This is a genomic window from Desmonostoc muscorum LEGE 12446, assembly GCF_015207005.2.
In the GTDB taxonomy this organism is placed as follows: domain Bacteria; phylum Cyanobacteriota; class Cyanobacteriia; order Cyanobacteriales; family Nostocaceae; genus Nostoc; species Nostoc muscorum.
In genome coordinates this window covers 1683986-1696021 of record NZ_JADEXS020000001.1, presented here as the reverse complement: position 1 = coordinate 1696021, position 12036 = coordinate 1683986, and the positions used below count along the sequence as shown (strand labels likewise).

Below are 12036 nucleotides of genomic sequence, written 5' to 3'. Positions count from 1 at the left end.
TCCTCACTCAACACCTATCTGATGACCGAAACTAGCGATCGCTCAACCTTTGTAGATAATCCACACAATATCGATATGATAATGTGAGTATCGCATATTGGGTGTAACAAGCGAGCAAGTTTGGTAGTTTATATACATCAAGCGGTGCTTTGACTTTATCCCCCATCTCCAATTCATCGGGCAATGTCCATCACCTATATTTATCAAAGGAGTCATTATGATTAGCCGTTTGATTGACCTTCTGCCTAGATGCACAGGTCAAAATATCTTACGGTCGCTCAGATCAGCCACTCGTACATCGGCTACCTACAGGTTTGCAGTTCGATTTTGCATCGGACTTGTCTCGATTTTGGTCTTGCCTCTAGTTTTTGACGATCATGCTATTGCTGCTTCTGAATCTGGTAATCAGTTCCAACTACCTAAAAGATCCATAATCCAGTTACTGGAAACCGTGGGACTGTTTATGGGGGGGATAATTTTCTGTGTAGTATTGGATCGCTGGTTTTCTCAGCGTTCTCATCAATCCAGCAACACGCCCTTAGCAGAGCAAGCGCGGCGGCTCAAGCAACTCAAAATTGGATATCCAGAGGGGATGACAAATCTGGAAGTTCTCCGGACTCAAGCCTTGCTGGAAACGCGTTTGCGACCATTTGGGCTGAGTGTCATCTGGACAAGCTTTTTATCAGCCTCTTCTCTGATAGAAGCACTCAGCAACGGAACGATTGACTTCTGCGGGGGCGGCGGCACGGCCAGCATCTTCTCTCAAGCAGCGGATCACGTATTTGTACGGGTGGCTAAGGAAAAATATACCGCTCCCAAAGGTCAAGCAATTCTAGTGCCGGAAGATTCGCCAATTCAGACACTAGCAGACCTGAAGGGCAAAAAGATCGCTTTTGACAAAGGCTCAAGCGCACATTATATACTTGTGCGATCGCTGGCAAAAGTCGGTCTAGATTTTAGTGACATCGAGCCAGTTTATCTGACACAACCGGAGGCGCTGCCCCGATTCCGCCGCGGTGAAATCGATGCTTGGGTGATTTGGGTTCCCTACACAGCTACCCTTGCCCGAAGCGCTTATCCAGGGCGATCGATTGCAGACTTAGAGAGCATATTTGGTGACAAAGCCTCCATAGAAGTTCCCACTTATTACTACGCCGTTCCAGAACTGGTACGCGACTATCCCGACTTGCTGAAGGTGATTTTAGAAGAGGTAAACGAAGCTGGAACTTGGGCTAAGAGACAGGAATTAGAAGCTGTTCAACGATTGGCAGAACACCATGAAATCGATCCATCCATTGTAGAAATTTTACAGAAACATAGTGGCGAACGCGCCATCATTCCCATTGACGACCAATCGCTCAATGCTCTACAGCATCAGGCAAATATATTTAGAGATTTAAATCTGATTCCTGAGCGGGTGAATGTCAAAGATGGAACCTATAGTTTGCAGGCCAAGCAAAACTGGACTTATTAATCTGATACTGATAACTAAAAAATGTTATAAACTACCTATAAAATTGTGTGGGATGCAGTAACGAATTAATTCTTTTTTTGAGAATTAATTAAGTTAATTAAACAAGAGAAAATAAAATGAAAAATGAAAAATGGAACGCAGAAAATATTCTGAGTCAAAAAGGAAGAGTAGCAATTGTCACGGGTTCGAGCAGCGGTATCGGTTATGAAACAGCGCGGGTTTTAGCTAATAAACAAGCGTCTGTAATCATTGCGGTTCGCAATTTGGACAAAGGAAACAAAGCATTGGCGAAAATTCTTCAACAGAATAAAGATGCCGACGTAAAGGTGATGGAACTTGATTTGGCAAATTTAGCATCAGTTAAAAATTTCGCTGAAAACTTTCAGAAAAATTACTTGCGTCTGGATTTACTGATTAATAATGCGGGTGTGATGATTCCGCCGTATTCAAAAACCACGGACGGTTTTGAATTGCAGCTCGGCACTAATCATCTCGGACATTTTGCTTTGACGGGGCATGTTTTAGAACTGTTGATCAGCACCGAAGGCTCACGAATCGTGAATGTTTCGAGCGGCGCACATAGTTTAGGCAAGATAGATTTCGATGATTTGAATTGGGAAAAGAGAAGTTATGCCAAATGGAAAGCCTACGGCGACAGCAAACTTGCGAATATCTATTTTACCTACGAACTCGACCGAAAACTAAAAGATAACAATCTCGACACAGTTGTAACCGCCTCACATCCGGGCTGGACGGCAACCGAATTGCAGAGAACTGCGGGCGGCGTTGTGAAATATCTCAACGGCATCCTTGCTCAAGACATCACGATGGGTGCATTACCGACTCTGCGGGCGGCGATCGAAGCAGGCTTAAAAGGCGCGGAATATTTCGGTCCCAATGGGTTTATGGAAGTGCGTGGCTATCCAATAAAAGTCGAATCAAACGAGTTATCCAAAGACCAAGCGATCGCCAAAAAACTATGGGAAGTATCGGAAAAACTAACCGATGTGAAATTTGAATTTAATAAAAACAGGACTTACGCAAAAGATAACGAAAGTAGCGGTAATTCATGAATTACCGCTACGCTGCCACAGATTTTGTTTTAGAGTTAATGTCACCCAGCGATACTTTGCGAGAAACCCAAGAGAAAATGCAGGAATATATCGATAATGGAGTCAAATTAGGTTGGTTGATTAATCCCAAAATGCGTCAAGTAGAAATTTATCGTCTTGGTCAACCAGTGGAAATATTAACATCTCCATAAAAATTATCAGGAGAAGATGTGTTACCACGATTTATTTTAAATTTGTCAATCATCTGGAGATAAATATTTAATTATGACAGCGATCGCCATTAAATTAAACTCCATCATCCAACTCACCGACAACCAATTTTATCAACTGTGTCGGGAAAATCCTGAAATCAAATTTGAACGCAACGCAGCCGGAGAACTCTTAATCATGCCACCCACAGGCGGAGAAACTGGAAATCGTAATTTTGAAATTTCTGTTGAGTTCGGAATTTGGAATCGTCAAACTCAATTAGGAATTTGCTTTGATTCTTCCACCTGCTTCAAACTGCCCAATGGTGCTAACCGTTCTCCTGATGTCGCTTGGATTAGAAAAGAACGATGGGATACACTCACACCTGAACAAAAAGAAAAATTCCCTCCAATTGCCCCAGATTTTGTTTTAGAGTTAATGTCACCCAGCGATACTTTGCGAGAAACGCAAGAGAAGATGCAGGAATATATCGATAATGGAGTCAAATTAGGTTGGTTAATTAATCCTAAAATGCGACAAGTAGAAATTTATCGTCTTGGTCAACCAGTGGAAATATTAACATCTCCCCAAGAATTATCAGGAGAAGATGTGTTACCAGGATTTATTTTAAATTTGTCAATCATCTGGAGATAAATATTTTGTTAGCACAAATCATTGCTGAATAACAGGTAAAACTTCTAATTCGCCAGGATGAGTAACAACTTTACGTAATCTATTACTAAAATAGATTACTTGATAGTTAGGCACAAGTTCTTTTTGTAGTTGCTTCCACAAACTAATTCCTTCATCCTCAAAAGCCGCTTCAGCCTCTAGACTGGAAAAACCCAGCGAATCACCAGGATTTTCCCAGTTCAATTTTGCATCGTAAACTTCTGCCCATTTATCCAAACGGCTAATAGTTTCTTTACTTAGTGGCAGTGTCTCTGGATCAATATCACCAGCTCGATCAGAAGTAGCCCACCATAGTGGGTAGCATCCATAATCAGCCATGAGTTTGATTTTTGCTACCATAGTCTCTCTACCAAGTTATGGGGAAGTTCTGGGGTTAGCACCAACTATATAACCATTATCGCTTACAGTCACAGAAATATATTGGATTTTCCCATTGAAGGTAACTTCATAAATGGTACGAGTTTTTTGTTTTCCTTGATAACCAGTCACTCTACCTTGAGTAACCGCTGCAATTATCGCATCTGGTATCTGCTCTAATTCAATACCCTGATTTAGGAACTCCAAAGAATGTTGTTCCAGTATGTGCTGGAGTCCTGCTTCAGTATTTCCCTCTTCTAAAAATACAATTTTGCCATCAGTTTGCTTAGCAATCCGCACCATTTTTTCTGGACTGTGCTTAATGCCAGCCTGACATAGTGCCGCTAATAATGCCGCTTTGTCATCGTTCATATTTTATTTAGTTATTTTAAATAATTGTGAAAATAAATATATAAAAAATCATATGAAAATATAATATCTCATAATTTAAGTTGTGTCACTATATTTAATAATGAAACGAAAAAATAGGGGCAAAGAGTATACATAACTCCTTACCCCTCAATCTTCTCGATGAACTGCTAAACTACGCGCCTACAGCTTCCTTCGCGGCGTACAACACCTCAGCATTGATTTCCTTGAAACCCCGATCGCGGGCAAATTTTTCAGTATTACGCTTCACTTTCCCGCGCACAAATCCAGGAATTTTATTCAATTCTGCTTGACCATCTTTTGTCCAACTCAGGTCAGAATCAGCGGAAATTCCTTTAGTAATTACTTCCTTGGTATCATGACCTCCAAATATTTCTAAAAGATGATCTTCCATTCCCAAAGTGAAGGAATTGTAGATTAAATCTGTAATTTGATTTGTACCTTCGTAACCCATAAATGGCTTGTAACCAATGGGGAAATTCTGGACGTGGATGGGTGCAGCAATTACACCGCAAGGAATATCCAAGCGCTTACCAACGTGGCGTTCCATTTGGGTGCCGAAAATAGCAGAGGGTTCGACGCGAGCGATCGCATCCCCAATTGCGCCATGATCGTCTGTAATCAGCACTTCATCGCAATATTCGCTCACCTGTTCCCGGAACCAGTCTGCATCATATTTGCAGTAGGTTCCAGCCCAAACTACGTGAATCCCCATTTCTCTTGCCAAAATCTTAGTGATGGCGGCGGCGTGGGTGTTGTCGCCAAATACCACTGCTTTTTTGCCGGTCAAGTTTTGACAGTCAATGGAACGGGAGAACCAAGCGGCTTGTGATACATACAGGGTTTGCTCGTTGATGAAGTCTTCGTAGTTCACATCAGCGCCTTGGGCGTTAATTACCTGCTGAATTTTACGGATACACCGAGCAGTTTCCACTACACCCATTGGGGTAATGTCTATATAAGGTGTGCCGAATTGTTCTTCTAGGTAACGAGCTGTAGTCAAACCGAGTTCCCGGTAAGGCACCAGGTTAAACCAGGCTTTGGGCATCTTCTTCAAGTCCTTCACCGAAGCACCTTCGGGAATTAAGGTATTTACCTCAATCCCCAAGTCAGCCATCAGCCGTTTGAGTTCGGTGCAGTCGTGATTGTTGTGGAAACCGAGGGTGGTAGTACCGATAATGTTAACTGAGGGCTTTTCGGTTTTGCCTTCTGCTAATTCGCCCCGCTTCCGGGCTTTTTCAATGTAGTATTGGACAATTTGATCGAGAGTGCGATCGGCTGCTTGCAGTTCGTTGTAGCGGTAATGGTTCACATCCGCCAGCATTACGTCCCCTTTGGCTTCCAGTTGCGCCCGTTCTACAAAGTTGTGTAAGTCTTCTTGCAAAATGCTAGAAGTGCAGGTGGGAGTTAACACAATTAAATCTGGGTGTTCCTCGGCATCTTTGCGGGTGATGTTATCTACCACCTTTTCCTGAGAACCGCGTGCCAAAACGTTGCGATCGACAACACTGGTTGTCACCGGAGTGAAATCCCTCTCCCGCGATAGCATAGAGCGCATGACGTTGAAGTAATCATCCCCTAGTGGCGCGTGCATGATTGCATGAACGTTTTTAAAAGAACTAGCGATTCGGAGAGTGCCGATATGGGCTGGGCCTGCATACATCCAGTAAGCCAATTTCATTAGTATCTTCTCCCTTTTCAACTAAAACAACACGGAGTCCCATAACAGTTGGACTATAAGTGCATGATTATTTATTCAATCGTTTTTGATTGTCGCAAAACTTGTATCTCTCATGAAGTGAAGACTTGTAAGGGTTTTGTCTGGAATTCGTAGCCGTAAGTATCGCCCAAACCTTGTTCCTGATTAGCATCTAGCTTCTGACTTTAACAACATTCCTGTTGCTTTTTTAAAATAAATCTTAATTTTTCGGCAAATTTGTTTTCAATTCGGGGGGATATATTAACTATTTAGCTGATTGTAGCAGCGCGAAAAATCTGTTCAGCAGTCAAATTCAAGTCTGGGAAGGCTGGTGATTGGAGACGTTCCCCGCTACAGAACTGGCTGACTTGGTATTCACCTTCTACCAAACAGTAAATCGATATAGTTGGTTGTTTAGGGCTGCCAATAAAGCGCCTACCACCTAAAGCTGCATAATCTATAATCCAGTATTCTGGTATGCCTATTGCTTCATAGTCAGCCGCTTTTTTTAAATAATCATCTCTCCAGTTAGTACTAACTACCTCAATGACCAACGGAATAGATGCTGCTTGACTAACAGTTGATTCTTTTTTCCACAGAGGTTCATTTACTAAATTCGGCTGATTTAATATCAGGATATCTGGTGGGTAAGCTGATTCGCTCTCAGTGGCTTTAATAAATGCTGTTTTGGGTATCAAATAAGGGAAATTTAAGCGCTTATATTCTGTAACAATTTCTCCAACTAAAAATCCAATTACCTGTTCATGCTCGCCTGTTGGTGGTGACATTGCAATAATTACTCCACTATGCAATTCATAGCGTCGCTGTGGGTTTTCTGGATACCAATCAACAAATTCATCAAATGTAATTAGTTTGCGTAAGGTTTGAGTCATGATTTATTGCTCGACTGTTGACTGATGACTGATGACTGCTAACCATTAAGCGTCAACAGTCAACAGCGTCGGGGTTTCTTGAGAGTCCGTTGAACACTTATCATTAGAGCTGACGCTCTTACACACCAGAAACTGGGAGTTTTTTGATAAGGAATTAAACGGACATAAAATTAGTTACTGTCGAAAAATTTCTACTTTTTGTAACACTACCTCTTGATTTGGACGATCTCTAGTCGTGGGCACATTGGCAATCTGGTTGACTACATCCATACCTTCCACAACTTCACCAAAAACACTGTGTTTGCGGTCAAGGTAAGGCGTTGGTACTTCTGTAATGAACCATTGCGAACCATTAGTACCGGGTCCTGCATTTGCCATTGAGAGGATACCCGCACTAGAGTGTTTCAATTCGGGATGAAATTCATCTCCAAATTGATATCCCGGTCCACCAGTACCCCAACGGTTAGCCATATCCAGATAACGAGTCAGGGGATCGCCACACTGAATCATAAAATCAGGGATGACTCGGTGAAAGCGAATCCCATCGTAGGCAGGAGTACCCTTGAGAGATTGACCAGTTTTAGGGTCTTTCCAGTCAATTGTTCCAGTTGCTAGACCGACAAAATTTTTGACTGTGTTGGGGGTTTTCTCTTCCTCTAAACGAACTACAATTTCCCCCAAGGAAGTAATTAAACGAGCGTGAAGTTTGCCATCGCCGGGAATATTAATTTCTGGAAAATTCATGAGTTATCCTATGAATGAAAACTGCCAGTATTTGATCTATGATAAGCTTATCAGCATTCAAGTTACAGGTTTACAAATTACCAAAAAAATCAACCCAGAAAACTTAAGAAAAAGAATATTTTAATCTGGTAAATTAATAGCTGGATTGCGGCTAAAGAATCCTCTAGGTACTAGCTTAAATCCAACTCGATGAACAGGCATCACAGGCCAATCTTCCGATCGCGGAATATGAGTCACGCCCATTGTGTACCATAACACGATATCTTCACCCATCAACAATTCATCGTCTGCAATATATTTAGGTAAACCCTGTCTAGGTTGAGTTTGATTAGGATAATCGCCACCAGCATACAGTTCACTAGGTTTATATTTTGTTACCCAAACGTGGTGTGTGGCAAATTCTGCTCGTTGCCGGATTTTTGAGCCTTCCACAGGAAAAAACATCGAATTTCCTTCTGGCATCAGCATATATCCAGGTGTAGCACCGAGAGCATTCTTTTTATCTGCACTCACAATCATCCATTTTCGACTGTGTTTCATATCCAAATCGCGCACAGCATCTGTTTCTTTAGCTAATGGGTTTTCTGCCAGTACCATCGCATTTCCTAAAGGATTTTTTTCATCCATCGGCAAAGCGTTAACATTCATTTCCATCACGGAATTAGCTTTACCATCGACATCCAAATCTAGGCGATAGTTGAAAAAGTGCTGGTGATTTACTCCTATAATGTTTTTTGCAATTAGCTGACCATATAAATTTTCTTGGGATTGTTTTTCGGCAGCCGTTCCCTGTACCAATACAATACCTGTTAATTCGTTTTGTACTTCTAAAGTTCCATCTTGGTGAAAAATCCAATTGAGGCTGTAATCGTAGTTGTCAATTGCCACCGTCATCGTCATCACTAATTCTCGATTGCGACGGACATCATTACGTTGAGTATTATACTCATAATGTTTCCACAGCATTCCATTATCGCGTTCGTAGATACCGATAACCCCTGGCATTTTGTAAGGTTCTCCCTGTTCATCAGCAAATATTGTATCTAACAATAAGCCGTTTTCAGGAATTTCCTTACCTAACTCCATCTTATTTGCTAATAACCCAAGGTTATATTCCCCAACATCAAAGGCATTTCTAAATGACCAAGTAGGCTCAGGATCGCCATAAGGAACTACCATTTCTGAGAGGCTAGCGCGGTATAAAACTGGCCGGAGATTTTCTCCATCTTTGTGTGTCACTTGGTACAGCATCAAACCACTACGGGGATGCATTAAATAGCGAAAATTCCAACCCTGCCAGCTAATTTGATTATCGTTAATTTGGAAGCTTTTACCATTAGGTTGCAGAATTTTTAATGCTTTGAGTGGTGAAAGTAATTTGCCCAAAGATTTAACATCGTAGTTCCAATTTTCTTGAGATAAAGGCACTTTTCCCCTATCAACAACACTGGCAATTTTACCAGTATTTAAATTTACCGTTGCTACCACTCCTTCAATCGGACTACCGTAATAATTCCAGTGTTTGCCCATATAGTAAGATAAGCCCCGACAAAGACGATTACCTGTTTTTTCTTCCTGTTGACTCAGCATTCCTGGTGCCCACCAACTGATTTTGACTCGCTCAAAATCGCTAATTCCCCGCCTTTGCATCGCCGCTTGCCACCGGGGATCGGCTTTAACTACCTGGGTTGCTAGTTCATATTCTGAATTGACGAGTGCGGGTTGGACAGAGGGTATTTCTTTCCAGGAATTTAAGGTTTTGCTTGTTAAATCAACAACTCCCTCAAAAGTTTTGTTTTGGGAACGTTCATAGATTACCAAAAAAGCTTTACGGTTAAAAACTTTACCAGGTGTGAAATTTAGAACTTCTTCTTTATCTGGTTCTTGTAAAGCAATCAGTGGAAAAGCAGCCATTTCGCTCAAAATTTTTTCTCTTTTGACAACCGAAACAGCTGTACTAATTTCTGCCTCAGTTAACGCACTCAGAGGATGGAAAATTGAAGACTGCTGAGCAGATAATCTTCCCATTAATCCAAATGAGATATAAATGACAACAATGATGGCAATAGCCAGCCAAAAAAAATACCTTAGCCGCTTAATCATCTTTTACATTTTGACAAAAGACGTACAGTTATCTATTTCCAAGCCTAAGCCTGAAAACCGATAAATTCAGAGGCTAAAGGTAAATTAATTTGGGAAGAGGTGGGGGAGATGAGGGAGATGAGGGAGATGAGGGAGACAAGGGGACAGGAGGAGAATTTGCACCAAGTCTTTCTCCTTGCTTCCCCATGCCCAATTCTCAATGCCCAATGCCCCATGCCCAATGCTCAATCCCCAGTACCCAATGCCATAATTTATGCAGAAACTAAACGACGTAAAGATTCAGCGCGGCGTTTAGCGATAGAGTTATTTGGAGCAAATTTGAGTGCTTCTTCGTAAGTTTGTAATGCTTGAGTAGTTAATTTTTTCTTCTCATAGGCGTGACCAAGATTATTCAACGCTGTCACATAATCTGGTTGAAATTTTAGGGCTTCTTTGTACTGACGAATTGCTAGATCATATTGCTCTTGAATAAAGTAAACATAGCCTAGTCCATTGTAAATGGGGGCAATATTTTCTTCGTCCTCTTCTTGGGCAGCTTTCAGAGCTTTTTGAAATAATGCGATCGCCTGAGAATACAATTTTTTTTCGGAATAGATACTCCCTAACTCGTAATATTCTTGAGTTGTGCCCTTTTCTTTCTCTAATTTCTTTCGTAACTTAGAAAAAGAACTTTCAACCTTGCGAGTTTTGAAAATTTGGCGAAAAACACCCACAACTGTAAATGTGAGCAAACCTACCAAAATTGAGAGATAAACTACGGCTAGATTATTATCCATTGCCTGCAAATACAAATATTAAAAGTTGGTTCTGTATCTATTATCAGCCTATTGGGGAGATGGGGGAGATGAGGGAGATGAGGGAGATGGGGGAGATGAGGGAGATGGGGGAGATGAGGAGAATAATTCTTAACTCCTAACTCTTAACTCCTAACTCAGCACGGGCTAAACGCCCCGCTACCGCTAACAGCACTCACTTATGGTAAACCCCAATATTGGGCGCGTTCAGCGAGCCAACCTTCTGCTATGTAACGAGCGATCGCTTCATTGACTCGTCGTCTTAATTCATCGTACTGCAATCCCTTGGGCATTACCACAGACAAGGGTTCAGTTGATAGCTTGATTGCTAGTAATCGATATTGGGGATATTGTTGCACCCAACCGGCAAGAACGCTAGCATCTGCGGCAAAGGCGACAACGGCATTATTTTCCATTTGCTCTCGCGCTTCTTGGTAGGAATTCACTCCTACTAACTCGGCGTTGGGCAAATAGTACCGTACTTTGGCAATTGTACTGGAGTTATTAAGTACAGCAATTTTTTGTTTTGCCAAATCCTTTAACTGCTGCACAGAAGCATCTTTTGTAATTAATACAGTGCTATCCAAGTAGTAGGGAACACTCAAATTAACTACGCGGGCGCGTGAAGCAGTTGCTGTTACCCTGGCGATCGCTAAATCAACTTTCTTGTCTAAAATTACAGATAAGCGATCGCGATTCGCTACGGGTTGAAATTTGACAGCATCTTTTTTACCTAGCAAGTCAAGTGCCAACTGCTGTGCCAAGTCAATTTCTAAGCCTTGCAAATTCCCGCTATCATCTTTAAATCCCAGAGGACGCAGGTTATCTTTAACTGCAACAGTTAAATATCCCTGTTGCTGTATTTTTGGCATTTCGGCGGCAGATGCGATTAATCTAGTGCCCACAAAGCAAAAGCAGCAAATCCAAATAATAGTAGCGGATAATACCAGATGTAACCGAGTCATTTCTTGCCATCTGTTACATCGGTTATTCATCCGTTACCACCTTTATGCTTTAGCTTGATTAGCTAATTCAGCGACTTTGCCGAAGCTTGCAGGATCGAGTACTGCTAGTTGTGCCAACATCTTGCGATTTAGTTGGACATCAGCTTTTTTCAGGTTACCAATCAACTGGCTGTAACTCAAGCCGTGTAGTCTTGCAGCAGCGTTGATGCGGGTGATCCAGAGGCGACGAAAATCGCGCTTTTTCTTTTTGCGATCGCGGTAGGCACTCCGTAGCGCCTTCATCACTTGCTGGTTGGCAGTTCTAAACAAAGTCGAGTGGGAACCGCGAAAACCTTTAGCTATTTTGAGAATTTTATTGCGGCGTTTGCGAGCTACGTTACCGCGTTTTACCCGTGTCATAACTTAATTCCTGAAAGACTTACAAATATGGGAGCATCAAGCGCACATTATCTTCATCGCGTTCATCTACAAGTGTAGTCTTGGACAGATTACGCTTTTTGTTAGAAGTTTTATGTTCTAAAAGGTGGTTTTTGAAAGCTTTGCGACGGACGATTTTGCCGCTGCCGGTGGCACGGAATCGCTTCGCTGCTGCTTTACGAGTCTTGAGTTTAGGCATTGTCTAGCTTTAATTCGACACAATCCCTCATTATATACTACTTGAT

14 protein-coding genes and 1 pseudogene are annotated in these 12036 nt (G+C 41.8%); 4 read left to right on the top strand and 11 right to left on the bottom strand.

Annotation, left to right across the window (positions count from 1 at the left end):
• Positions 1-31: 31 nt before the first annotated feature.
• A complete protein-coding gene (locus tag IQ276_RS07465; RefSeq protein ID WP_235115506.1) occupies positions 32-184 on the bottom strand; it encodes a hypothetical protein in 153 nt (50 codons plus the stop codon).
• A 33-nt stretch (positions 185-217) separates the two neighbouring features.
• On the opposite strand from IQ276_RS07465, the gene IQ276_RS07460 reads away from it, so the two are divergent.
• From IQ276_RS07460 to IQ276_RS07445, 4 genes and pseudogenes are all read left to right on the top strand, one after another.
• The gene (locus tag IQ276_RS07460; RefSeq protein WP_193918666.1) at positions 218-1474 is read left to right on the top strand and encodes an aliphatic sulfonate ABC transporter substrate-binding protein; all 1257 of its coding nucleotides are present in this window, start codon (positions 218-220) and stop codon (positions 1472-1474) included.
• A gap of 116 nt (positions 1475-1590) precedes the next feature.
• A complete protein-coding gene (locus tag IQ276_RS07455) occupies positions 1591-2547 on the top strand; it encodes an SDR family NAD(P)-dependent oxidoreductase (RefSeq protein ID WP_235115505.1) in 957 nt (318 codons plus the stop codon).
• A 14-nt stretch (positions 2548-2561) separates the two neighbouring features.
• Positions 2562-2738 (top strand): annotated as a pseudogene (locus IQ276_RS07450) (Uma2 family endonuclease); the annotation flags it as partial.
• 73 nt (positions 2739-2811) lie between these two features.
• Positions 2812-3390, top strand: coding sequence for a Uma2 family endonuclease (locus tag IQ276_RS07445; RefSeq protein WP_193920042.1), 579 nt, complete (start codon positions 2812-2814; stop codon positions 3388-3390).
• Positions 3391-3408: 18 nt separating this feature from the next.
• On the opposite strand, the gene IQ276_RS07440 is transcribed toward IQ276_RS07445, so the two are convergent.
• From IQ276_RS07440 to rpmI, 10 genes are all read right to left on the bottom strand, one after another.
• Positions 3409-3768 (bottom strand): immunity protein CdiI family protein, encoded by a 360-nt coding sequence (locus IQ276_RS07440; RefSeq protein WP_193920040.1) that lies wholly within the window; start codon positions 3766-3768, stop codon positions 3409-3411.
• A 15-nt stretch (positions 3769-3783) separates the two neighbouring features.
• Positions 3784-4158: a hypothetical protein gene (locus tag IQ276_RS07435; RefSeq protein WP_193920038.1), complete on the bottom strand. Its 375-nt coding sequence runs from the start codon at positions 4156-4158 to the stop codon at positions 3784-3786.
• Between the two features lie 172 nt (positions 4159-4330).
• Complete coding sequence (bchB, locus tag IQ276_RS07430) at positions 4331-5857, bottom strand: ferredoxin:protochlorophyllide reductase (ATP-dependent) subunit B (protein WP_193920036.1); 1527 nt, start codon at positions 5855-5857, stop codon at positions 4331-4333.
• 287 nt (positions 5858-6144) lie between these two features.
• Positions 6145-6768, bottom strand: a complete 624-nt coding sequence (locus IQ276_RS07425; RefSeq protein ID WP_193920034.1) for a Uma2 family endonuclease — start codon at positions 6766-6768, stop codon at positions 6145-6147.
• 174 nt (positions 6769-6942) lie between these two features.
• Positions 6943-7512, bottom strand: coding sequence for a peptidylprolyl isomerase (locus IQ276_RS07420; protein WP_190875805.1), 570 nt, complete (start codon positions 7510-7512; stop codon positions 6943-6945).
• Positions 7513-7632: 120 nt separating this feature from the next.
• Complete coding sequence (locus tag IQ276_RS07415) at positions 7633-9615, bottom strand: primary-amine oxidase (protein WP_193920032.1); 1983 nt, start codon at positions 9613-9615, stop codon at positions 7633-7635.
• Between the two features lie 251 nt (positions 9616-9866).
• Positions 9867-10391, bottom strand: coding sequence for a tetratricopeptide repeat protein (locus tag IQ276_RS07410; RefSeq protein ID WP_235115504.1), 525 nt, complete (start codon positions 10389-10391; stop codon positions 9867-9869).
• Between the two features lie 197 nt (positions 10392-10588).
• Entirely contained in the window at positions 10589-11404 is an 816-nt protein-coding gene (locus IQ276_RS07405; protein ID WP_193917384.1) for a transporter substrate-binding domain-containing protein, read from the bottom strand.
• Between the two features lie 12 nt (positions 11405-11416).
• Entirely contained in the window at positions 11417-11773 is a 357-nt protein-coding gene (rplT, locus tag IQ276_RS07400; RefSeq protein ID WP_190875801.1) for a 50S ribosomal protein L20, read from the bottom strand.
• Positions 11774-11792: 19 nt separating this feature from the next.
• A complete protein-coding gene (gene rpmI / locus IQ276_RS07395) occupies positions 11793-11990 on the bottom strand; it encodes a 50S ribosomal protein L35 (RefSeq protein ID WP_073639607.1) in 198 nt (65 codons plus the stop codon).
• Between the last annotated feature and the right edge of the window lie 46 nt (positions 11991-12036).